21 protein-coding genes and 1 pseudogene are annotated in these 22,722 nt (G+C 74.2%); 14 read left to right on the forward strand and 8 right to left on the reverse strand.

From position 1 onward, the window contains the following. Positions 1-148: 148 nt before the first annotated feature. Positions 149-715 carry a TetR/AcrR family transcriptional regulator gene (locus F8568_RS15165; RefSeq protein WP_151594183.1) on the reverse strand — a complete coding sequence of 189 codons (567 nt, stop codon included), beginning with the start codon at positions 713-715 and terminating at the stop codon, positions 149-151. Positions 716-786: 71 nt separating this feature from the next. Here F8568_RS15165 and F8568_RS15170 point away from each other — a divergent pair, with 71 nt between their 5' ends. The 6 genes from F8568_RS15170 (at position 787) to F8568_RS15195 (ending at position 7,102) form a co-directional block, all read left to right on the forward strand. Further along, a complete protein-coding gene (locus F8568_RS15170; protein WP_151594184.1) occupies positions 787-1,929 on the forward strand; it encodes an acyl-CoA dehydrogenase family protein in 1,143 nt (380 codons plus the stop codon). Positions 1,930-2,026: 97 nt separating this feature from the next. Further along, a complete protein-coding gene (locus F8568_RS15175; RefSeq protein ID WP_151594185.1) occupies positions 2,027-2,425 on the forward strand; it encodes a hypothetical protein in 399 nt (132 codons plus the stop codon). Beyond that, positions 2,412-4,079: a cyclic nucleotide-binding domain-containing protein gene (locus F8568_RS15180; RefSeq protein WP_151594186.1), complete on the forward strand. Its 1,668-nt coding sequence runs from the start codon at positions 2,412-2,414 to the stop codon at positions 4,077-4,079. Before F8568_RS15175 ends, F8568_RS15180 begins: the two co-directional genes overlap by 14 nt. A gap of 27 nt (positions 4,080-4,106) precedes the next feature. Next, a complete protein-coding gene (locus tag F8568_RS15185; RefSeq protein ID WP_151594187.1) occupies positions 4,107-4,850 on the forward strand; it encodes an IclR family transcriptional regulator in 744 nt (247 codons plus the stop codon). 99 nt (positions 4,851-4,949) lie between these two features. After that, positions 4,950-5,894, forward strand: coding sequence for a PDR/VanB family oxidoreductase (locus tag F8568_RS15190; protein ID WP_151594188.1), 945 nt, complete (start codon positions 4,950-4,952; stop codon positions 5,892-5,894). Between the two features lie 11 nt (positions 5,895-5,905). Next, positions 5,906-7,102 carry a cytochrome P450 gene (locus F8568_RS15195; RefSeq protein WP_151594189.1) on the forward strand — a complete coding sequence of 399 codons (1,197 nt, stop codon included), beginning with the start codon at positions 5,906-5,908 and terminating at the stop codon, positions 7,100-7,102. On the opposite strand, the gene boxB is transcribed toward F8568_RS15195, so the two are convergent. The 3 genes from boxB to F8568_RS15210 form a co-directional block, all read right to left on the reverse strand. Beyond that, complete coding sequence (boxB, locus tag F8568_RS15200; RefSeq protein WP_151594190.1) at positions 7,099-8,517, reverse strand: benzoyl-CoA 2,3-epoxidase subunit BoxB; 1,419 nt, start codon at positions 8,515-8,517, stop codon at positions 7,099-7,101. The two genes, F8568_RS15195 and boxB, sit on opposite strands and share 4 nt — an antisense overlap. Positions 8,518-8,519: 2 nt before the next feature. Further along, complete coding sequence (boxC, locus tag F8568_RS15205) at positions 8,520-10,178, reverse strand: 2,3-epoxybenzoyl-CoA dihydrolase (protein WP_151594191.1); 1,659 nt, start codon at positions 10,176-10,178, stop codon at positions 8,520-8,522. Between the two features lie 129 nt (positions 10,179-10,307). Then, positions 10,308-11,912, reverse strand: a complete 1,605-nt coding sequence (locus F8568_RS15210) for a benzoate-CoA ligase family protein (protein WP_151594192.1) — start codon at positions 11,910-11,912, stop codon at positions 10,308-10,310. A 116-nt stretch (positions 11,913-12,028) separates the two neighbouring features. Here F8568_RS15210 and F8568_RS15215 point away from each other — a divergent pair, with 116 nt between their 5' ends. Next, a complete protein-coding gene (locus F8568_RS15215) occupies positions 12,029-12,892 on the forward strand; it encodes a PaaX family transcriptional regulator (protein ID WP_151594193.1) in 864 nt (287 codons plus the stop codon). A 41-nt stretch (positions 12,893-12,933) separates the two neighbouring features. Here F8568_RS15215 and F8568_RS15220 read toward each other — a convergent pair whose 3' ends face one another. Then, complete coding sequence (locus F8568_RS15220) at positions 12,934-13,380, reverse strand: PaaI family thioesterase (protein ID WP_151594194.1); 447 nt, start codon at positions 13,378-13,380, stop codon at positions 12,934-12,936. A 238-nt stretch (positions 13,381-13,618) separates the two neighbouring features. Between F8568_RS15220 and F8568_RS15225 the strand changes: the two genes are divergently transcribed. After that, positions 13,619-14,398 (forward strand): 4Fe-4S dicluster domain-containing protein, encoded by a 780-nt coding sequence (locus F8568_RS15225; RefSeq protein ID WP_236008785.1) that lies wholly within the window; start codon positions 13,619-13,621, stop codon positions 14,396-14,398. Next, positions 14,395-15,429 carry an NrfD/PsrC family molybdoenzyme membrane anchor subunit gene (gene nrfD, locus F8568_RS15230; protein WP_151594196.1) on the forward strand — a complete coding sequence of 345 codons (1,035 nt, stop codon included), beginning with the start codon at positions 14,395-14,397 and terminating at the stop codon, positions 15,427-15,429. Before F8568_RS15225 ends, nrfD begins: the two co-directional genes overlap by 4 nt. Before the next feature lie 28 nt (positions 15,430-15,457). Here the strand turns inward: nrfD and F8568_RS15235 are convergent, their stop codons facing one another. Beyond that, positions 15,458-16,288 carry an acyl-CoA thioesterase gene (locus F8568_RS15235; protein ID WP_328600889.1) on the reverse strand — a complete coding sequence of 277 codons (831 nt, stop codon included), beginning with the start codon at positions 16,286-16,288 and terminating at the stop codon, positions 15,458-15,460. 45 nt (positions 16,289-16,333) lie between these two features. Next, positions 16,334-17,353: an enoyl-CoA hydratase/isomerase family protein gene (locus F8568_RS15240; protein WP_202124968.1), complete on the reverse strand. Its 1,020-nt coding sequence runs from the start codon at positions 17,351-17,353 to the stop codon at positions 16,334-16,336. Positions 17,354-17,625: 272 nt separating this feature from the next. On the opposite strand from F8568_RS15240, the gene F8568_RS15245 reads away from it, so the two are divergent. The 4 genes and pseudogenes from F8568_RS15245 to F8568_RS15260 all read left to right on the forward strand — a co-directional run bounded on the left by F8568_RS15245 (position 17,626) and on the right by F8568_RS15260 (position 19,158). Next, positions 17,626-18,258 (forward strand): TetR/AcrR family transcriptional regulator, encoded by a 633-nt coding sequence (locus tag F8568_RS15245; protein ID WP_151594197.1) that lies wholly within the window; start codon positions 17,626-17,628, stop codon positions 18,256-18,258. Between the two features lie 50 nt (positions 18,259-18,308). After that, positions 18,309-18,584: a hypothetical protein gene (locus F8568_RS15250; protein ID WP_151594198.1), complete on the forward strand. Its 276-nt coding sequence runs from the start codon at positions 18,309-18,311 to the stop codon at positions 18,582-18,584. A gap of 33 nt (positions 18,585-18,617) precedes the next feature. Beyond that, positions 18,618-18,734, forward strand: a pseudogene (locus tag F8568_RS51005) (MBL fold metallo-hydrolase); the annotation flags it as partial. Between the two features lie 67 nt (positions 18,735-18,801). Beyond that, entirely contained in the window at positions 18,802-19,158 is a 357-nt protein-coding gene (locus F8568_RS15260) for an MBL fold metallo-hydrolase (RefSeq protein WP_151594199.1), read from the forward strand. 59 nt (positions 19,159-19,217) lie between these two features. Here F8568_RS15260 and F8568_RS50370 read toward each other — a convergent pair whose 3' ends face one another. Next, complete coding sequence (locus F8568_RS50370; RefSeq protein ID WP_151594200.1) at positions 19,218-22,130, reverse strand: nSTAND1 domain-containing NTPase; 2,913 nt, start codon at positions 22,128-22,130, stop codon at positions 19,218-19,220. 145 nt (positions 22,131-22,275) lie between these two features. Between F8568_RS50370 and F8568_RS15270 the strand changes: the two genes are divergently transcribed. Then, a complete protein-coding gene (locus F8568_RS15270; RefSeq protein ID WP_202124969.1) occupies positions 22,276-22,689 on the forward strand; it encodes a hypothetical protein in 414 nt (137 codons plus the stop codon). Positions 22,690-22,722: the final 33 nt, after the last annotated feature.

The raw sequence follows: 22,722 nt of genomic DNA on the forward strand, positions 1-22,722 counted from the left end.
CGGCGTGATCGGACGGTGCGGTCGGACGGTGCGGTCGGACGGTGCGGTCGGACGGTGCGGTCGGACGGTGCGGTCGGACGGTGCGGTCGGACGGTGCGGTCGGACGGTGCGGTCGGACGGTGCGGTCGGACGGTGCGGCCGGGTGTGATCAGGCGGTCGTGCGGGCGACGATGAGGGAGGCGAGCGCGGCGTAGGCGGCCGAGTCGTCCAGGCCCGTCTGCGCCTTGATCTCGCCGCGGTGGATCGACTCCATCACCTGGCCGGCGACGGCGCCGGCGAACGCGGCGTCGGCGCCGGGCGCGCCGGGCACGGCCTCGCGGACGAGCTCCTGCACGCGCCGCGCGGCGATCTGGGTGTTGCGCTTGTAGATCTCGCGGGCGGGCGGGAACGCGTCCAGGTCGGCGAAGAAGGCGGGCGAGGCGGGCGCCAGCTCGGCGGAGATGGCGCGCAGGTAGGCGCCGACCCGCTCGCGCGGCCCGGCGCCCGCGTCCACGACCGCCTCGACGCGCTCGGTCGCGCGGCGGAAGAACGCGCGGACCACCGTCACGATGATCTGCTCGCGGCTGGCCGCGACGGCGTACAGGGTGCTCTTGGAGCAGCGCAGGAGGGCCGCCAGCTCGGCGACGCTCAGCTCGGCGAACCCGCGGTCGAGGAACACCTCGATGAGCCGCTCGATCAGTTCCGCGCGGCGCCGCCCGGCCCGGGTCTCCGTCATCTCGCGACAGTACCAAAAAGGGTTCTCTGGTACTGGTTCTGGTACCGTGCAGGTGGCGAAAGGAGTCGCGCATGCCCGCCACCAGGCACCTGCCCACATCCGAGTCCGAGGACCTGCTCGCGCTCGCCCGCGAGATCGCCGCCAAGGAGCTGGCGCCCCGCGTCGCGGACGCCGAGCGCACCGGCACCTTCCCGCGCGAGGTCTTCACCACGCTCGGCCGGGCGGGCCTGCTGACGCTCCCCTACCCCGAGGAGTTCGGCGGCGGCGACCAGCCGTACGAGATCTACCTGCAGGTCCTGGAGGAGATCGGCGCGGTGTGGGCGAGCGTCGGGGTCGGCGTCAGCGTGCACGCGCTGTCCTGCTTCCCGCTGTTCGCGTTCGGCAGCGACGAGCAGCGCGCGCGCTGGCTGCCCGGCATGCTGTCGGGCGAGCGTCTCGGCGCGTACTGCCTGTCGGAGGCGCACGCCGGCTCCGACCCCGCCGCGATGCGCGCGAGGGCCGTCCGGGACGGCGGCTCCTACGTCCTCAACGGCGCCAAGGCGTGGACGACCCACGGCGGCAAGGCCGACTTCTACACCGTCATGGCCCGCACGTCCGACGAGGGCTCGCGCGGCATCTCCTGCTTCCACGTCCCGGCGGACACGCCCGGCCTGGAGTTCGACCAGCCCGAGGACAAGATGGGCCTGATGGGCTCCACCACCGCGACCGTCCGGCTGGTGGACGCGCGGATCCCGGCGGAGAACCTGATCGGCGCCGAGGGCCAGGGGCTGTCCATCGCGCTCGCCGGGCTGGACGCGGGCCGCCTCGGCATCGCCGCCGTCGCCACCGGCCTCGCCCAGGGCGCCCTCGACCACGCCGTCGGCTACGCCAAGCAGCGCGAGGCGTTCGGCAAGCCGATCATCGACCACCAGGGGCTGGCATTCGTCCTCGCCGACATGGCCGCCGCCGTCGAGTCGGCCCGCGCCACCTACCTGTCGGCCGCCCGGCTGAAGGACGCCGGCCGCCCCTACGGCCGCGAGGCGTCCATCGCCAAGCTGGTCGCCACCGACAACGCGATGAGGACGACCACCGACGCCGTCCAGGTCCTCGGCGGGGCCGGCTACACCCGCGACTTCCCGGTGGAGCGCTTCATGCGCGAGGCGAAGGTCATGCAGATCTTCGAGGGCACCAACCAGATCCAGCGGCTCGTCATCTCCCGCCACCTCGCACGCTGAGCCCCCGCCCCGCACGCCGAGCCCCGCCTCCGGACGGAGTCCGCGGTTCGTACGACGCGTCACAGACCGTCCGCGCGCGGACGCCTAGCGTCGGGGCATGTGGCAGTTCGTCCTGTGGGGACTCATGGGAGCCGTGGCGAACCGCACGCTGGCCTTCCTGGAGGCGAACCGGCGCGTCGCCCGGCCGCCGTGGAAGTACCCGCGCGGGCCGGGCGGCGGGTACTACCTGTTCGCCTGCGCGCTGCACTGCATGCTCGCCGCGATGGTGACCTCCGCCGCGGCCGCCAGCGACATGATCGACGCGCCGTGGGCGGCGTTCGCGCTCGGCGCGGGCGCCCCGGCGGTCCTCGCCAAGCTCGGCAGGTACGCGCTGCTGGCCTTCCCGCCCGAGCGCGCCGGCGAGGAAGACGGCCACGAGGACGAGCACGAGGACGAGCACGAGGACGACGGGCCTGACCGGGCCGGACTGACTGGGGGACGCAATGCCGAGTCCTGACCGCGCCTGGTGGCGGCTGCTGGAGGCCTTCTCCGACGCGCCCCCGCCCGCCGCCCGCACCGCCGGGGCGTCCGCCGCCGAGCGCGGGCCCGCCCGCCGGCTGCTGGAGGCGTTCGCCGACGCCTCGCCGGCCCTCGCCGCGGCGGGACCGCGGCCCGCGCCCGCCGACGCGGGCGGACCGGCCGCCGGCCGCGCGCTCGGGTGGGGTCTGGTGGTGGTCGGCGTCCTCGGCGCGGTCTGCACCGCGTGGGCCGCCGCGGCGACCGGCACGCTCGCCGCCGGGGTGGTCGCCGTGCTCACGTTCGCGGTGCTGGCCCTGTTCGCCGCGCCGCTGCTGGAGTTCGCGCGGGCGCGCGCCGCGGCGGCCGCCCGGACGCGGGACCGCGACGCCGGGGCCGCCGAGCGGCGGGAGAGCTTCTGGCACGCTCTCGCCCCCGACGACCGGCGCGCCGTCCGCGCCGCGGCCCGGCCGCGCACCTACGGCCCGGGCACGCCGATCCTGCGGCAGGGGCACACGGCCGACTACGTCGTCGTCATCCGCTCCGGCTGGACGAAAATCCGCGTCGACCGGGCGGGCGAGGAGCGGATCGTCGCCGTCCGCGGCCCCGGCGACCTCGTCGGCGAGCGGGCACTGTTCGCCGACGACACCTGGTCCGCCACGGTCATCGCGCTGGACACGGTGCACGCGCTCGTCGTCGCCGCGGAGGACTTCCGGCCGCTCGTGGAGAGCCGCCCGGGCGTGCAGTCCGTCCTGGAGAAGCAGGCGCACGACCGCGCCGTCGAGGAGACCGGCCGCTCGACGAGCGCGGAGCTGGCCGACACCCAGCGGCGGCTGGCCGCGCTGTTCACCACGCTGTCGCGGGCGCGGGGCCGCACGCTCCCCGTGACGGGCGGCGAACTGGCCGGCTGGACGTCGTCGTCCCCGGCGGCCGTCGACAGCGTGCTCGCCCGCTGGGACGGCGAGGGCCTCGTCCGCGCCGGGTCCGCGACGATCGACGTCCTCGCCCCGGACCGGCTGGAACGCCTCACGGCCGCCGCCGCTCCCCCGCGCTCCCCGTCCGGCGCCCCCTTCCTGACCGGCCAGGACTGCACCGTGATGTTCGCCGACGTGGTCGGGTTCGGCTCGCCGGAGCGGACGGAGTCGGACCGCGCGGCCATCCGCCGGGTGCTGTTCCGGGCGCTGGAGGACGCGTTCGCCGCCGCCGGGATCCCGTGGGCGGCGTGCCATCACGAGGACCGCGGGGACGGCGTGCTGCTCGTCATCCCGCCGGGCGTCCCCGCCGCCGCGCCCGCGGGCCCGCTGGCCAGGACGCTCGCCGACCGCATCGCCCGGCACGACGGCGGGGCGCGCGAGCCCCTGCGGTTCCAGGTGCGGGTCGCGGTGGACACCGGCCCGGTGCACGCCGGCCCCGGCGGGATCACCGGGGCGGTGCTGGGCCGCGCGGCCCGGCTGCTGGACGCGGACGTGCTGCGGCGGCGGCTGGCGCCGGGCGCGGCCGTGCTCGGGCTGATCGTCTCGCCGCTCGTGCACCGCGCCGCGGGCGGGACCGCGCCGGGCTTCGAGCCCGTCGAGGTGCGCGGGGCCAGGGACGGCGGCGCCGGCACCGCGTGGCTGCGGCTCTTCCCGGCGGCCTCCGCGCCGACCGCGACCTGACCGTCCGCGTGCGGGCAGAATGGCAGGATGGCGCGTGATTCCGTCCTGACCAGGGCGGTCCGGATCTTCGAGGCGTTCGATCCCGACCATCCGGCGCTGTCGGTGTCGGACATCGCGCGGCGCACCGGGCTGCACGTGGCGACGGCGTCGCGGCTGGTCGACGAGCTGGTGCGGCACGGCCTGCTGGCCCGCGACGAGCGGCGCCGCGTCCGGGTCGGGCTGCGGATGTGGGAGCTGGCGTCGCGGGCCGCGCCGACGCTCGGGCTCCGCGAGGCCGCGATGCCGTTCATGGAAGACCTGCACGCGGTGATCGGCCACCACACCCAGCTCGGCGTCCTCGACGGCCGGGAGGTGCTGTTCGTGGAGCGGCTGTCGATGCCGAACGCGGTGATCAACCTGACCCGGATCGCGGGACGGCTGCCGCTGCACGCCTCGTCCAGCGGCCTGGTGCTGCTCGCGCACGCCCCGGCCGATCTCCAGGAGGACGTGCTGGCCGGCGAGCTCGCCGCCTTCACGCCGAACACCGTGGTGGACCCGCGCCGGCTGCGCGCGCTGCTCGCCGACGTGCGCCGCGGCGGCGCGGCGCTGTGCCCCGGCTACATCGACGAGCGCGCGACCGGCATCGCGGTGCCCGTCCGCGGCCCCGGCGGCGGGGTGATCGCGGCGCTGTCGGTCGTCGTGCCCAACGACGCGGGCGCGCGGGCGCAGGTCCCCGCGCTGAAGGCGGCGGCGCGGGGCATCTCGCGGGCCATGGGCGCCGGCGTGCCGTGAGCGGCGCCGCATTCGTCTCTCATCAGATGAGAAGGCCGTGGCCGGGGCGCCGCGCCGGAGGCGATTCTCGAGGCCGTACCCGGACCTTGAGGAGGCCCCATGGCGGACACGGCCATCGAACTCCGCGTCGCCGCCAAGGACCGGGCGGCCGACGGCGTCGTGACGCTGACGCTCGCCCGTCCGGGCGGCGGCCGGCTGCCGGACTGGGCGCCCGGCGCGCACGTCGACCTCGTCCTACCGAACGGACTGACCAGGCAGTACTCGCTCTGCGGCGACCGCTGGGACGCGCGGACGTACCGGGTCGGGGTGCTCCGGGAGCCCGGCGGGCGCGGCGGGTCGGCGTTCGTCCACGACGAGCTCGGCGTCGGCGACCCGGTCGGGATCGGCGGGCCGCGCAACAACTTCCGGCTCGTCCCGTCGGACCGGTACCTGTTCATCGCGGGCGGGATCGGGATCACGCCGCTGCTGCCGATGGTGCGGCAGGCGGAGATGCTCGGCGCGGACTGGCGGCTGCTCTACGGCGGCCGGTCGCGGGCGTCGATGGCGTTCCTGGACGAGCTGGAACCCTACGGCGACCGGGTGACCGTCGTCCCGCAGGACGAGCAGGGCCTCCTCGACCTGGCCGCGTGGCTGCCCGGTGAGGACCCGTCCACCAAGGTCTACTGCTGCGGCCCGGCGCCGCTCCTGGAGGCCGTGGAGGAGCGCTGCGCGGGCTGGCGGCGCGGGCTGCTGCGCACCGAGCGGTTCGTCGCGCGCGAGAGCGGCGCCGTCCGCGACGAGCCGTTCGAGCTGGAGCTGCGGCGCAGCGGGGTGACGGTCGCGGTTCCGCCGGGCCTGTCGGTGCTGGACGCCGCCTGCGCCGCCGGGGCGAGCGTGCTGTCGTCCTGCCGGCAGGGGCTGTGCGGGACGTGCGAGACCGCCGTCCTCGGCGGCGTGCCCGACCACCGCGACTCGATCCTCGACGACGACGAGCGGGAGGCCGGCGACTGCATGTTCGTGTGCGTGTCCCGGTCGCGCACCGAACGCCTCGTCCTGGACCTGTGAAAGGAAACGCCATGAGCACCGTGCAGGCTCCGCCCGCGATCGACGCCGACCCGTTCGGGCACGAGCACCTCGAAGACCCGCTGCCGCTGCACGAGCGGCTCCGGGAGGCCGCTCCCGTCACCTATCTGACCAGGTACGACGTGTTCGCGCTGGCCCGCTACGAGCACGTGCGCGCCGCACTGACGGACTGGCAGGGCCTCCAGTCCGCCGCCGGCGTCGGGCTCAGCAACTTCCGGCACGAGAAGCCGTGGCGGCCGCCGAGCCTGCTGCTGGAGGCCGACCCGCCGCGTCACGACGCGCCGCGCGCCGTCCTCGCCAAGGTCCTCGGCCCGCGCGCGCTTCGGCGCCTGCGCGAAAGCTGGTTCGCCGACGCCGAACGGCTCCTCGACGAGGTCCTGTCCGGCAGCGAGTTCGACGCCGTGCCGCGCCTGGCGGAGGCGTTCCCGCTCCGCGTCTTCCCCGACGCCGTCGGCCTCGGCCGCGACGGGCGCGAGAACCTCCTCCCCTACGGCGACCACCTGTTCAACGCGTTCGGCCCGGAGAACGACCTCGTCCGGAAGGGTCAACCGCGTATGCCCGAGGTGTCGGGCTGGGTGAACGCCCAGTGCGCGCGCGACCGGCTGTCACCCGACGGGTTCGGCGCGCAGATCTGGGCGGCGGCCGACCGGGGCGACATCACGCCCGAGCAGGCCCCGCTGGTCGTGCGGTCGCTGCTGTCGGCGGGCGTCGACACGACCGTCCACGGCCTCGCCGCCGTCCTCTACGCCTTCGCGATGAACCCCGGCCAGTGGCGGCGCCTCCGCGACGAACCGCACCTGGCCCGCACCGCGTTCGACGAGGCCGTCCGGTGGCAGTCGCCCGTCCAGACGTTCTTCCGGACGGCCGTGGGCGACCAGGAGATCGGCGGCACGGTGATCCCGGACGGCCGCAAGGTCCTCATGTTCCTCGGCGCCGCCAACCGCGACCCGCGCCGCTGGGACGACCCGGACGCGTTCGACCTGTCGCGCGACCCGTCCGGGCACGTCGGCTTCGGCATGGGCCTGCACCAGTGCGTCGGCCAGCACGTGGCCCGCCTGGAGTCCGAGGCCCTCCTGACGGCACTGGCCCGCCGCGCGGACCGCATCGAGCTCGCCGCGACACCCGTCCGCCACCACAACAACACACTCCGCGCCTGGAAGTCCCTCCCGATCCGCGTCCACCTCCGCTAGGCGAGGTGGACGTAGTCGTAGTCGAAGGGCTTGCCGTTGATGCCGTTGCGGGGCGGGGCGATCCAGGAGGCGATCTTGCCGCGCTCGTGGACGGGCCGCATCAGGGAGCGGACGTGGGTCTTGTCGACCTCGGTCGGCAGCCAGGCGTCCTTGCGGGCCTCCCACTCCTCGGCGGTGAGCCGCTCGCCCTGCGGGGTGGCCTCGATGCCGGCGAACGCGCCGACCTTGCGGTTGAACGCGACGCTCGGCAGGTAGAGGCGCTGCGGGAGGCCCGCGTCGGCGAGGATGCGGTTCCAGCGGTTGACGCCGCTCTGGCAGTCGGAGACGTACTCGCGGCGCAGGTCGGTGTTGAGGCCGACGAGGGCCGCGACCTCGGTCTGACCGATCGCGCCGTCGACCAGCGCGTCCACCATGATGGAGTCGTCGGTGAGCCGGTGGTCGTCCTTGCGGCGGCCCTCCATCCAGCGTCCCTTGAGCCCGGCGGTGTAGTAGTTGGCGACGTTGCTGGACGTCTCGGAGCCGAACAGGTCGAGCGACACCGAGTAGTGGAAGTTCAGGTACTTCTGGACGACGTCCAGCGGGATCGCGCCGTACGCGGCGATGTCGTCGGTGTCGTGCTCGACCATGAGCTGCGCGGTGCGCTCGACGACGCGGTCGACGCCGGTGGTGCCCACCATCATGTGGTGGGCCTCTTCCTTGAGCATGAACTCGCAGGTGCGCGACAGCGGGTCGAAGCCCGACTCCTTCAGCGTGCCGAGCTGGTACTTGCCGTCCCGGTCGGTGAAGTAGGTGAACATGTAGAAGGAGAGCCAGTCGGGCGTCTCCTCGTTGAAGGCGCCGAGGATGCGCGGCGACTCGTCGCTGCCGGAGTTGCGGTGCAGCAGTTCCTCGGCCTCCTCGCGGCCCTCGCGTCCGAAGAAGGCGTGCAGGAGGTAGACCATCGCCCACAGGTGGCGGCCTTCCTCGACGTTCACCTGGAACAGGTTCCGCAGGTCGTACAGGCTCGGCGCGGTGGCGCCGAGGTTGCGCTGCTGCTCGACGGACGCGGGTTCGGTGTCGCCCTGGATGACGATGAGCCGCTGCAGCTCGGCGCGGTATTCGCCGGGGACCTTCTGCCAGGCGGGCTCGCCCTTGTGGGCGCCGAAGCCGATGCGGCGGTCGCCGTCGCGTTCGGCGAGGAAGATGCCCCAGCGATAGTCCTTCATCGCGACGTGCCCGAAGTGCGCCCAGCCCTCGCGGCCGACGTTGACGGCGGTGCGCAGGTAGACGTCCTGGGTGGGCAGGGTCGGGCCCATCGACTCCCACCAGGACAGGAAGTTCGGCTGCCACGACTCCAGGGCCCGCTGCAGGCGCCGGTCCTCGTGCAGGTCGACGTTGTTCGGGATCTTCTCGGAGTAGTCCGCGGAGACGGGCATGCTCAGACTCGCTTTCGGTCGAAGTCGGCGCGCCGTCCGGTGCCGTAGCGGCGCAGCGCGCCGTCCGGGCCGGACGCGTTCGGCCGGTTGAAGATCCAGTTCTGCCAGGCGGTGAGCCGGCCGAAGATCTTGGTCTCCAGGGTCTCGGGGCCGGGGAAGCGGTAGTTGGCCTCCAGGCCGGTGAGGGCGTCGGGGGAGAATCCGGCGCGCTCCTCGACGGCGATGCGGACCTCCTCGTCCCAGTCGATGTCGTCGGGCGCGAAGGTCACCAGGCCGAGGCGCTCGGCGTCGCCGGCGTCGAGGGGTTTCGCGGCGGCGTCGCGGACGGCGGCGAGGCCCTCGTCGTCGCCGAGGAAGCGGGTCTGCAGGCGGGTGAGGCCGTTGCCCATCGGGAGGGGCCCGAGGTTCATCGCGTCGACGGCGATCGTGGCGGGCTCGGCGTCGGCGTCGACGTCCTCGAACACGCCCTCCAGCTGGTAGGAGCGGTCGGCGGCGAGCGCGAGCTCCAGCAGCGAGCCGGCGAAGCAGCTGCCGGGCTCGATGAGCGCGATGAGGCTGCGGCTGGTGACGTCGAGGCGCTTCAGCGTCCGCTTGAGGTAGAGGACGATCTCGTTGGCGAGCCAGTCGGAGGCGTTGTCGAGCAGCAGCCGGTCGTGGCCCAGGACCTTCAGCGGGTCGCCGGCGGTGCGGAGGATCCAGGTGCCGAGGGACGGCTCGTTGGTGCGCAGGTCGAGGATCAGGTCGTCCAGCTCGCGGGTCATCGCGAGGGTCCAGAAGTCCGCGCCCTGGGCGTGCACGCCCGCGATGCCCTCGGGCGCGTCGGCGGCCGGGCCGTCGACGGTGATCTCGACGGCGCCGGCGTCGCGGTCCAGCTTCGCCGTCACGTGCCGGTAGGCGATCTCGTCGCCGGTGCGGGTCTTGTCCAGCGGGGTCAGCGCGACGCCCGCGGCGTCCGCCGGGCGGTCCGAGCGGGCGGCCAGCTCGGCGGCGCGTTCCGCGACGGTCGCGTCCCACACGGTGCGGGAGACGGCCTCGTCGACCAGCCGCCACGCGACGGCCTTCCTGCCGCCGAGCCCTTCGGCCTTGGTGGCGAAGTAGTCGGCGCGGTCGCGGCGGACGTGCCGCTTGTCGGTGACGCGGGTCAGCCCGCCGGTGCCGGGCAGCACGCCGAGCAGCGGCAGCTCGGGCAGCGAGACGGTGGACGACCGGTCGTCCACGAGCATGATGTGCTCGCAGGCGAGCGCCAGCTCGTAGCCGCCGCCGGACGCGGTGCCGTTGCAGGCGGCGAGGTAGGTCTGGCCCGAGTTCGCGGTCGCGTCCTCAATGCCGTTGCGGGTCTCGTTGGTGAACTTGCAGAAGTTCACCTTCCACGCGTGCTCGGACGCGGCCAGCATCCGGATGTTGGCGCCCGCGCAGAAGATCTTCTCCTTGCCGCTGGTCACCACGACCGCGCGGACGCCGGGGTGCTCGAACCGCAGCCGCTGGACGGCGTCGTACAGCTCGATGTCCACGCCGAGGTCGTAGGAGTTGAGCTTCAGCTCGTAGCCGGGGACCAGGCCACCCTGTTCGTCGACGTCCATCGTCAGCGTGGCGACCGGACCGTCGACCTCGACCCTCCAGTGCCGGTAGCGGGCCGGATCCGTCCGGAACTCGACGTGCATGGGGTGCTCCTCCACTCTGTCCGCGCTCCATGCTCCACAAGATGCGGTCATCACGTCAAGACTTTGTAGCATATTGGGCCGGCACGAACCGCCGCCGGGCACGGCGGGCACGGGGGCGGCGGTGTGGGGTCAGTCGCGGCCGAGCAGCGCGGCGGCCAGGTCGCGGACGGCGAAGCGGCGCAGCTTGCCGCTGGCGGTCGTCGGCAGCACGTCCACGATCAGCACCTCGCGGGGGCGCTTGAACGCGGCCAGGCCCGCCCGGCAGAAGTCGATCAGCTCCTCCGGCTCGGCCTTCGCGCCCTCGGCCAGGACGACGCAGGCGATCGGCTTGTCCAGGCCGTCGCCGTCCGGGAGGCCGACGACCGCGACCATCGCGACCGCCGGATGCTCCAGCAGCCGGGCCTCCACCTCCGCGGGCGACACCCAGATGCCGCCCGCCTTCAGCATGTCGCCGGTGCGGCCGAGACAGGTGTAGTAGCCGTCCTCGTCCACGACGTAGGTGTCGCCGGTGCGCAGCCACTCGCCCTGGAACACCTGCCGGGTCGTCTCCGTCCGGCACCAGTAGCCGGTGGCGATCGACTCGCCCTTCACCAGCAGCGATCCGGGCGTGCCGGGTTCGACGTCCGCGCCGGCGGAGTCGACGACGCGCAGCTCGTAGCCCGGCACGGCGACGCCCGTGGTGCCGGGGCGCACCTCCCCCGGCCGGTTCGACAGGAAGATGTGCAGGCACTCGGTCGAGCCGATCCCGTCGATGATCTCCACGCCGTACCGCTCGGTGAAGCGCCGGCACAGCTCGGCGGGCAGCGGCTCGCCCGCCGACACCGCGAGCCGCACCGACGCGAACGCCTCGGCCGGGACGTCCGCGTTCAGCAGCGCGGCGTAGAAGGTGGGGACGGCGAAGAACAGCGTCGGCCGGTACTCGCGCAGCCGCTCGGCGACGGACGCGGGGGTCGGCCGGTCCGGGTCGAGGATCGTCGTGGCGCCGGCGGCGAGCGGGAAGAACAGCGAGTTGCCGATCCCGTAGGCGAAGAACAGCTTGGCGACCGAGTAGCAGCGGTCGTCCGGCCTGATGCCGAGGACCTGCCGGCCGTAGGTCTCCACGACGTGCCGGATGTTGGCGTGCCGGTGCATCGCGCCCTTGGGCTTGCCGGTCGTCCCGGAGGTGTAGAGCCACAGCGCGCTGGAGTCGCCGGAGGTCGCGTACGGTTCGCGGACCCGCCCGCCCCGCGCCGCGCCCTCCGCGACCAGGTCGGCGAAGGGGTTCAGCCGTACGCCGTCCGGGACGCTCGGCGCCGCGTCGCCCTCGAAGGCGACGCGGCGGACGCCCGTGGCCAGCGCGAGGGCCTCGCCGGCGGGCCCGGCGAACCGGTCGCTGACGATCAGGACGCGGGCCCGCGCGTCGTCCAGCAGGGCGGCGAGCTCGCCGCCGGTCAGCATCGTGGACACCGGGACGGGGACGGCGCCGAGCCGCATCGCGCCGAGGACCGCGCCGGCCATGGCCGGGCCGTCGGCCATGAACAGCACGACCCGCTCCTCGGGCCGCAGCCCCCAAGCCTCCAGCCCGGCGGCGACGTTCCCGGCGAGGGCGTCGAGGTCGGCGTAGCTCAGGTCGCCGCCGGGGCCGGTGAGCGCCGTCCGTCCGGCGGTCCCGGGATCCCGGGCGGACCGCAGCAGATAATCGGAGGCGTTGAACGTGTCCGGCCGCGCCTGGCCGGTCGCCGCGTCTGCGGTCATCGGGGCTCCCCTTCGCCGTGAACCGTGCCAAATATGTTCTACACTCACAAAACGCTAGTCAATAGTTATGTGGAATGATGAGAGGCCGGATGCAGTCGCCCGCGGAGGAAGAGCCGATGGACCGGACCGACGGCGACGGCGACGGCGCGGCGGGCCCGCGGTTCCGGCGCCGCCGCGAGCTCGGCGCGGCGAGCGCCCGCTCGCTGCTGCTGACGGTGCTCGGCGAGTTCGTCCTGCCCGCCGGCGAGCCGGTGTGGACTGCCGCGTTCCTGGAGGCGCTCGGGCTGCTCGGGGTGGAGGAGAAGGCCGTCCGGCAGGCCCTCGCCCGCAGCGCGAGCGAGGGCTGGCTGTCCGGCGAGCGGCACGGCCGGCGCACCGCCTGGCACCTCACCCCGGCCGGGAGGCGGCTGCTCACCGACGGCACCGGGCGCATCTACGGCTTCGGCCGCCCCGGCGGCGAGTGGGACGGGCGGTGGCTGCTGGTCCTCGCCACCATCCCGGAGACGAACCGGAAGCTGCGGCACCTGCTGCGGACCCGGCTGGCCTGGAACGGCCTCGGCAATCTGTCCCCCGGCGTGTGGGTCAGCCCGCACCCCGAGCGCGAGCCCGAGGTGCGCGAGGTGCTCGCGGAGATCGGCGTCGCCGACACCTCGACGCTGTTCACCGGGAGCCTCGGCGACCTCGGCGAGGCGCGGCGGGTGGCGCGGCAGGCGTGGAACCTGGACGAGATCGAGCTGGCCTACGAGGACTTCCTCGACGCGGTCCGCGCGCTGCGTCCCGCCGACGACCCGGGGACGTTCGCCGCGCACGCCCGGCTCGTCCAGGAATGGCGGCGGTTCCCGTTCCTCGATCCGGCGCTGCCCGCCCGGCTGCTGCCGGACGACTGGAGCGGCTCGCAGGCGTTCGCGCTGTTCCACGAGCGGCACGGCGCGTGGCGGCCGGCCGCCGACCGCCACTGGAAGGCGATGGCCTCCGACTGACCCGGCCCAGACCGACCCGGCGCAGGTCGGCCGGACCCCGGCTAACCGGCCGCCGATGACTCCGCCGCCCCTCCGCTCGCGGGCGCCGGTGCGCCCTGCGGGGTGAGCCGGAGCAGGTTGACGGTGCCCTCGGCGGCCACCCGGCCCTCGCCGTCGGTGATCGTCGCCTGCCAGGTGACGAGGTCGCCGACCCGGTCGACGGGGCGGGCGCGGGCGGTCAGCCGCCCCTCTCGGACGGCCCGGATGAAGCGCGTGTGGTTGCTGACCCCGACGACCCGGTGCTCCAGCCCGACGGTGAGCGCCGCGCCCATGCTGCAGACGGTCTCGTTGATCGCGCAGTACACGCCGCCGTGCACGATCCCGTACGCCTGCATGAGCTTGGCGGTCACCTCGATCTCGGCGACGACCTCGCGGTCGGACGCCTCGGTCACCACCAGGCCGAGCGTGCGGTCCAGCGGCCCGGCGTAGCCGAGCGGTTCCACCGCCATCGCAGCCTCCTCGACGATCACCCGACGCTATCCAGCCGCCCGAAAGGTCGTCAACGTACCTGTACGTCCCACCCGACCCGCGCCGCGCAGGTGTAGCGAGCCGCCCCGAGGGAAGGGACGCATCGCCTTGTCCACGCGCCGGAGGTGACCCATGAGCGGGCTGGTCGGACGGAACCTGCTGGCGGGGGCCGAGCCCGATGTCGCCGAGGACGCCGGCTATCCCGACGCCCCGCCCCGCATGGGGTTCTTCACCGACACGTCGGTCTGCATCGGCTGCAAGGCCTGCGAGGTCGCCTGCAAGGAGTGGAACGCCGTCCCCGAGGACGGCCTGGAGTTCACCGGGATGTCCTACGACAACACCCAGGGGCTCGGGGCGGACACCTGGCGGCACGTCGCGTTCATCGAGCAGGACAAGCCGGTCGGCGACGCCGACTCCGGCGTCCGGTGGCTGATGGCGTCGGACGTGTGCAAGCACTGCACGCACGCCGCCTGCCTGGACGTGTGCCCGACCGGCTCGCTGTTCCGCACCGAGTTCGGGACGGTCGTCGTCCAGGAGGACGTCTGCAACGGCTGCGGGTACTGCGTGCCCGCCTGCCCGTACGGGGTCATCGACCAGCGCGAGGAGGACGGCCGCGTCTGGAAGTGCACCCTGTGCTACGACCGGATCGGCGACGGCCTCGAACCGGCCTGCGCCAAGGCCTGCCCCACCGACTCCATCCAGTACGGACCGCTGGACGAGCTGCGCGAACGCGCCGCCGAACGCGTCGGCCGGCTGCACGACATGGGCGTCGAGGACGCGCGGCTGTACGGGCACGACCCGCGGGACGGCGTCGGCGGCGACGGCGCGTTCTTCCTGCTGCTCGACGAGCCGGAGGTCTACGGGCTGCCACCGGACCCGGTCGTCACCACGCGGGACCTGCCGTCCATGTGGAGGCGCGCCGGCGTCGCCGCCGCGGCGCTCGCCGCGGGCGCCGCCGCGCTGTTCGCCGTCCACGGCCGGCCGGGAGGCGGGCGATGAGCACGTCCGACGTCACCAAGGACGGTGTCCGGGGGCAGCGGGAGGGCCGGGACGCCCTCATCGGGCAGGGCTCCGGCAAGGGCGGGCGCAGGAGGCGCCGCGGCGAGCGGGCGATGGTGCCCGAGGCGACGTTCACCTCCTACTACGGCAAGCCCGTCCTGAACGCGCCGGTCTGGGAGGCCGCCGACGTGGCCGCCTACCTGTTCCTCGGCGGGCTGGCGGGGGCGGGGTCGGTGCTGGCGGCGGGCGCGGAACTGACCGGCCGCCCGGTCGCCGCGCGGGCCCTGAAGATCTCCTCGCTGGCCGCCATCGCGGGCTCGGCGGCGGCGCTGATCCACGACCTCGGACGTCCCGCGCGGTTCTTCAACATGCTGCGGGTGATGAAGCCGACCTCGCCGATGAGCATCGGCTCGTGGGTGCTGGTGGCCTACGGCCCGGCGGCCGGCGCCGCCGCCGTGCTGGACGTCGCGGGGCTGTTCAAGCCGCTCGGCAGGGCCGCGACGGTGGGCGCCGCGGCGCTGGGGCCGGCGGTCGCCACCTACACCGCCGTCCTGATCGCCGACACGGCGGTGCCGGCCTGGCACGAGGGCTACCGGGAGATGCCGCTGGTGTTCGTCGGCTCGGCCACGGCCGCCGCGTCCGGGGCGGCGCTGCTCGCCGCGCCGGTCGCCGAGACGGCGCCGATGCGCAGCGCCGCGGTGCTCGGCGCCGGGCTCGAGCTGGCCGCGTCGAAGCTGATGGAGCGCCGGCTCGGGATGCTCGCGGAGCCCTACCGGCAGGGCAGAAGCGGCAGGCTCATGCGGGCGGCGGAGATCCTGTCGGTCGCGGGCGCGGCGGGCGGCGCGCTGCTCGGCGGGCGCAGCCGTGTCGCGGCGGCGCTCAGCGGCGCCGCGCTGCTGGCCGGCTCGGCGTGCACCCGGTTCGGGATCTTCCATGCCGGGATGCGGTCGGCGCAGGACCCGAAGTACACCGTGGTGCCGCAGCGCGAGCGCGCGAACGCCCGGGACACGGCGAAGACCGAAGGCGCCTGACGGTCACGGTTCCCGCGGGGCGGCCCGGTCACGAGGCGGGGTGATCGCGCGGGGTGCGGAACAGGCACTCCTGGGTGAGGCTCGCGACGAGGACGCCGCCGCGGTCGTGGATCGTTCCCGAGTACAGGCCCCGTCCCGCCGCGGCGGTCATCGGGACGAGGTCCATCAGCACCCAGTCGTCCATCCGGACGGGCCGGTGGAACCAGACCGAGTGGTCGAGGCTCGACCCGGACCGGGCCGTCCCGTCGTGCAGCGCCGTCAGCCCGGAGGAGATGTCGGACAGGTACGTCAGCACGCACGCGTGCAGCAGGTCGTCGTCCGGCAGCGGCTCGACGCAGCGCGACCACATCCGGGTCGGGAAGTCCGACGCCGGGTACGGCTGCGGCGGGACGCGGCCTTCCATCGAGAACAGCCGCGGCACCTCCGCGTCGCGCAGCGTCTCGGGGGCGGGCGCGTCCGGGGCCGGGTGGACCTGGCGGTCCTCGTCCTCGGCGGGCCGCTGGAACGACACCGACATGTTGAAGATGACCTCGCCGCCCTGCACCGCGACCACGCGCCGCGCGGAGAACGAGCGGCCGTCCCGGTCGCGGTCGACCCGGAAGATCGTGGGCCGGGCGGCGTCGCCGCCGCGCAGGAAGTAGCCGTGCAGCGAGTGCGGCAGCCGCCCCTCCGGGACGGTGCCGCCCGCCGCGCGCAGCGCCTGCGCCGCGACCTGCCCGCCGTAGAGCGGGTACGGGTCGTCGAACACGAGGGCGCCGCGGTACAGGTCCCGGTCGAGTTCCTCCAGATCCAGCAGTTCCAGGACGGAGTGCCGCTCTTCCAGGCGCGGTTCGGGTTCCTCGGAGATGGTGGGTCGCACGGTCGAGACGTTATCCGACGCGTCCCGGCGCGGTTCCGGCCGCCCTCACGGCAGGACGGCGTCGACCAGGCCCCAGCCGAGCGCGGTGCGCGCGTCGACCGGCTCGCCGGCGAGCGCGAGGTACAGGGTGCGCCACCGGCCGATCCGGCGCGGCAGCGACACCGTCCCGCCCGCGCCGGGGATCAGGCCCATCGCCACCTCGGGGAGCCGGAACGTCGCGTCCGCCGCGGCGGCGACGCGGCCGGCGAACGCGGGCAGCTCGACGCCGGCGCCGACGCAGGAGCCCTGCACGCGGACCTCGACGCGCGGCCCGAGGCGGTGGATCAGCCGGCCCGCGCCGCCGCGGGTCCGCACGAAGTGCGCCGTCGCCAGGTCGGGCGCGGTGCCGAACTCGTCCAGGTCGCCGCCGGAGCAGAACACCGGGCCCGCGCCGTCCAGGACGACGCGGGCGATCCCGTCGTCGAGCAGCGCCAGGCGGAGGCCGTCGACGAGCGCGTCGCGCAGCTGGCGCCCGTAGGCGTTGCGGCGCTGCGGCCGGTTCAGCGTGATCGACAGCACGTCGCCGTCCCGGGCGAGCAGCACCGGGTCCTTGACGTCGGAGGGCAGCAGCCGCGGCCCGCGCGAGGCCAGCCACCGCGCGAACTCCGCCCCGCCGAGCAGCGTCGAGTACGCGTAGGACTCCACGTCCAGCGCGGCCGGGACGTCCAAGCCCTCGGTGGTGCGCAGCACGTCCCGCAGCACCAGCGCCGCCTGCGGGCTGCGCTCCGCCGCGTCCCGCAGCGCCGCGGCGCGCTCGGCCGGATCGTCGACGGCGACGCTCTCCCGCCCGGCGTCCGCCGCCGTGGTGAGGGTGACGTCGAGGGCCCGGACCAGCGCCGGGTCGCCCGAGCCCACCCCGACGAGGAGGCGGTCGCAGTCACGGGCGCGGCGCGCGGCGCGCCCGGCGACCGCGGCGTCGGCGGGCGCGAGCTCCACGACGGCCAGGGGGTCGCGGACCGCGCCGTCCCCGTCGAGCGGCGGCGCGTCCGCCGCGCCGTCCGCGAGGTCCGCTATCGAGATGTGCACGCCGGTCCCTCTCGCCCGGGGACCCTCCGGCGGGACGGCGGATCCGCGCGATGATCTCTACCGGGAGGCGAGTGTAGCGCCGGGCCGCGGCCCCGCGCGGCCCCGCCCCCCATCGAATCCGCGCAGGTGAGCGAGGTGAACGGGGCCGTCCGGCCACCCCAGCGTGGCCTTGGTGGGGACGGACGGGCGAGCGGGCGCCGGGTTAGGCTGGAGGCTCCCGGGGCTCGGCGCGGCGCCCGGGACGTCCGGACGATGGCGTGCGGGGAGGGGCCGTGACGGCACCGGGTGAGGCCGCCGAGAGGGACCGCATCATCGATGCCGCGTACCGCTGCCTGGCGGCGGCGAACGGCGTGCCGGTGACCGTCGGCGCCGTGGTCGCGGCGGCGGGGCTGCCGGGCGAGGCGTTCGCCCGGCACTTCGCGTCCAAGGACGCGCTGCTGCTGGCGATGTTCCGCCGCGACGGCGCGCTGCTGACGGCGGAGATGCGCTCGTGGGCGGCGTCCGCCGCGGGCCCGCCCGAGGCGCTGCGCGCGGTCGTCGACGGCATGCTCCGGATCACCGCCGACGACCGGCGCCGCCGCCGCGCGCTGGCGCTCGCCTCGGGCGAGGCGGCGCGCGCCCGCGGCTGCACCGAGGAGCGCGCCCGCGCGGTGGCCGAGCAGGAGGCGCTGATCGCCGCGATCCTCGCGGCCGGCGCCGCGGACGGGTCGCTGCCGTGGGCGGACCCGGAGCCGGACGCGCGGTCGATCCGGGCCGCGCTCGGCCGGGCGTTCGAGCACCAGCTCGCCGGGACCGCGCGGGAGAGCGCGTCCGCGGCCGCCGCCCAGCTCACCGCGTTCCTGTTCCGGGCGCTCGGCGTCCCGACCGTGAACGGCCGGCCCATGACGAATGTCATGGGCGGCTGATGGGCGATCTCACTGCCGGTGACCGGGCCCTCGCGCGGACCATGTCCGGTATGAACGAGAACGCGAACGGCGCCGCACAGGATCTCCACCACCCGCGGAATCTGCGGGCTTTCCGCGAGATGAAGCTGCTCACCGGCGGCTACCTCGCGCTCAGCTGGCTCACGATGGGCGCCATCTACCTGCTCCGCGACCACCCCTCGATGGTGAACGACAACGCCTGGGTGCGCGGCGGCATCGTCGCCCTCGCCTCCGTGCTGTCGGTCGCGCTCGCCCGCCGCGCCGCCCGCGGCTCCCGGGGCGCGTTCCGGCGGCTGCGGGCCGGCTGACCACCCCGGTGCCCGACGCGCTGGACCGGGTGGGTGGATCCGGCCGATGTGTCGCATGTCGTGCTCACCCACTTCCACTACGACCACATCGGCAACCTGGACCTGTTCCCCCGCTCCCGGATCGTGACCGGTGCGGCCGAGTACGCGTTCTGGACCGGCCCGATCGGTGCCCGCCCGCTAGTTCGCCCCCGCGGTCGAGGCCGAGGAAGTGGCCCTCGTGCAGCAGGCCCACCGCGAGGGCCGCCTGCTGCGGGTGCCCGCGGAAGACCCGCGCCCGCCCGGCATCTCCTTCCACCAGGTGCCAGGGCACACCCCCGGCCAGATCGTGGTCGAAATAGAGGGCGCCGGCGGACGGCGCGTCATCCTGGCCTCCGACGCCTCGCACACCTACGAGGAATTCGAACGGGAACGGCCCTTCCACATCGCCTCCAGCCTCCCCGAGATGTACGAAGGGCTGTCCTGGCTGAAACAAGCCGCCCGCGAAGCGGATGTGGTTCCGGGCCACGACGACCTCGTCCTGACCCGGTATCCGGCGGCCGAGGCCGCCCCGGAGATCGCGGTCCAGATCGCCTGACCTGCGCGACGTCGTGGGCACCGAGGCGGTGGGGAACGGCCACAGACGAGGGGGACTCGTCAGCGGTCGCAGGGCGGGGCGTAGTCGAGGCGGGGGAAGTGGTGGTTCCACTGAGCGCGGCTGATGGTGCCGTGGATGCGGTCGCAGGCGTCGGCGAGCACCCGGCCGAGGTCGGTGTACCAGATCTGGACGCTGTAGTGGGCGGTGACGGTGAGGAACGTGCCGTCCGTCTTGAGGTAGCGCACTTCCTTGACCGTCCCACGGGGGTTGGTGAGGTGGGCCGCAGGGGTGGGGTGCGCGCGATCGGTCATGTCCCAGGCGTTCACCACGCCGTCCACGCCGACGGTCACCGCCGTGCGTCCATGGGAGGCGAAGGCCACGCCGGTGACGATGTCGGCGTGTCCGGCCAACTCGCCCAGCCCGCGGTACCGGGGAAGGCCGCTGATGTCCCACAGCCTGGCCGTATGGTCGTCGCTCCCGCTCAGCAGCGTCCGGCCGTCGGGGCTGTAGGCGAGGGCGTCCACGAAGTTCTCGTGTCCTTTGAGGACGGCGATGGGGGCACCGTGGCGCGGGTCGGTCACGTCCCAGATGCGGACGTCGTGGTCGTCGGAGCCCGAGGCGAGGGTTTTGCCGTCGGGGCTGAAGACCACGGGTTTGACGTTGTCGGTGTGACCGGTGAGCGTGCCGAGCATGCGGGGGGCTGTCGGGTCGGCGAGGTCCCAGAGGCGGATGGTGTCGTCGTAGCTGCCGGTGGCGGCGACGAGCCCGTCGGGGCGTACGGCGACGGAGTAGACGGCGTCGGTGTGCCCCGTGGCCCTCTTGGACAGCAGCGTGGGCTTGCGCGGGTCGGTGACGTCCCACGACCAGAGTGCGCGGCGGCCGTCCACACCGAGGAGCGTGTCGCCGTCCGGGGTGAACTCGATCGAGCCCAGGCCCGCTCCGTCGGCGTTGGTGGCGCCGAGTCGGCGGGGCCGTCGCGGATCGCTCATGTCCCACAGGACGACCTGCGAGCCGTCGGCCATGGCCAGGGTGCGGCCGTCGCCGGTCACGGCCGGTACCAGCCCGGCCGGCGTGCGGCCGGTCGTCGCGGGGCCGAGCGACGCGACGGACACGGTGCCGAGCAGGGCGTCCCGCGTGCGTTTCTGTGGAGTTCGGCGGTAGGCGGCCAGCGCGATCTGGACGGCCAGTGACGGGTCGTACGGGCCGAGGAGCACGGCAGTGTCGGCGGCCTGCAGGGCCACGGCCTCGTTGCGCTGCCGGGTGACGGTGTTTCGTGCCCGTACGGCGAAGCCCGTGGCGGCCACGACGCACACGAGCAGGGCGACCAGGGCTGAGACCAGGCGGCGCAGGCGGCGCAGGCGGCGGCCCTCGCGCTCGCGTGCCCGCTGCGCCGCCGACTCGCTGGCGTCGAGGAAGGCGTGTTCCCGGGCGGTCAGCGCCTGTGGCGGGAGGTCTTTGGCGGCGGCGAGGCGTACCCCGCGGTACAGGGTGTCGGGGTCATGGTCCAGCGATTCCCAGAGCATGGTGGCCTCGGTGAGCGCGCGGTGCAGACGTTCCTGGCTCCGGTCCTTCTCCAGCCAGTCGCCGAGCCGGGGCCAGCAGCGGATCAACGCCTCGTGAGCGATCTCCACGTGGTCGCCGTCGACGGTCAGCAGCCTGGCCCGGGTCGCCCGTTCGAGGACGAACCCGGTGTCGGAACCGTCGTCCAGTTCCCGGCGCGGCACGCGGCGTTTGGTGTCCTCGGTTCCTTCGCCCAGCGCGATGAGCCGCAGGAACAGCCGCCGCGCGGCCTGCCGCCGACTGTCGCTCAGGGCACGGTGGAACTCCTCGGCGGTCTGGGTGAGCGCGCCTTCGAAGCCCCCGGCCGCGCGGTAGCCCGCCAGCGTGAGGGCGTTGCCCCGGCGCCGCTTCCAGGTCTCCAGCAGAGCGTGGGACAGCAGGGGCAGCGCGCCCGGCCGGCCGTGGGCGTCGGCTGTGAGGGTCGTCAGCAGGGCGCTCTCGACGATGAGCCGGCAGCGGGCGGCGGGCTGGACGATCGCCGCTCTCAGCTCCTCGGCGGTCATCGGGCCGACGGGATGGTGGGCATGGGGCAGGGTGTCGACGAGGGCGGGCAGCCGTGTGCAGTGCGTGTAGAAGTCGGACCGCACGGCGATGGCGACCCGTGTGCGGCTGTCGGCGGCCTGCGCCGCGTGCACGAGCGAGGCGACGAACGCTTCCCGCTCCTCGGTGTCGCGGCAGAGGGTGAACACCTCCTCGAACTGGTCCACGACGACGAGCAGGTCGCCGTCCGCGGAGTCCGTCTCCTGCCGTCCGGCGATGATCTGCCGCGCCGTCCGGTGGAAGGCGTGCGGGTCGGCGGCGAGTGCGGCGCGCACCGGGCCGGGCGCGGTGCCGGCACGGGCCGCGAGCCGGACGGCGCATTCCTCCAGCGGATGCGGGCCGGGCGTGAAGACCAGCGAGGAAACACCGGGAAAGGCGGGAAGCACGCCTGCCCTCAGCACCGATGACTTACCGGATCCCGACGCACCGAACAAGACGAGAAGGCGCTTTTTCTGTAAATGTCCGACGAGTGTGGCGGTGAGTTTCTCGCGGCCGAAGAAGAACCCGGCGTCGTCCTCCTTGAACGAGGCCAGACCGGCATAGGGCGGCCTGGCGTCGTTCCTTCGGCAGTTCTGCGTGCCGGTCTCGTCCGAGGTGTCCTCGCCGGTGCACGCCTGAGCCGTCCGCTGCCAGATCAGCCTCCATTCCCGCTCGTCACCGCCGCAGGCACGGACGTAGGCGAGGGTGACGGCCAGGCTGGGCAGGTGACGTCCCGCCGCGGCCGAGGACAGCGTCGCGATCCCGTAATGCGTGCTCCGCGCGAGATCTCGGTAGGTGGGACGACCGGCCTGTTCCCGCAGCTTCCGCAGACGCGTCGCGAACTCGAACAGAGGACCGCCGTCCGGATCCAGAGGGCTCTCACCCCGTGGCACGCGCCCCTCCCGGAGTCACACGGATTGTTCGGCATCCGTTTGTTCACCATCGGCCGACCGGCCTCGAACAACAGCTTAGCGGCTACAAACGATGCATCGGGTCCCGCACCGAGGACCGGACGGCAAACCAAAAAAGAGGAATCTCATGAAAAATCGGAAGCACGCGATCGGGATAATGGCGGCCTCGGCCGGCCTGGCGACCGCCGCCCTGCTCGCCGCGGCGCCGGTCGCCGCCCAGGCCGCGTCGGGCTCCGAGTCCGCGCACACCGCAGCCGCACACGACCCGTGGCACACGTGCCCGGACGGTGCGGTCTGCGTCTACCCCGAGGGCGCGGATCCCGCCGGCAGCAACCCGACTTACGTCTTCAAGAAGTACGGGGCTCACAACCTGCGGAACCAGTTCGGGAACCACTGGGTCCTCAACAACCAGTACGGCGGTGCGACCGCGAGCCTGTGCAAGGGCGCCAACGGCGTCGACTGCGGCCGGCCGATCGCCGCGAAGACCGGGGTCAACGCCAACCTGACGCCGATCAACTCGATCACGCTCAACCGGCCGTAACCCCTCCCGCCCACAGGGCGACTTCCGGGGCCG

This window comes from Actinomadura physcomitrii (assembly GCF_008923205.2).
In the GTDB taxonomy this organism is placed as follows: domain Bacteria; phylum Actinomycetota; class Actinomycetes; order Streptosporangiales; family Streptosporangiaceae; genus Spirillospora; species Spirillospora physcomitrii.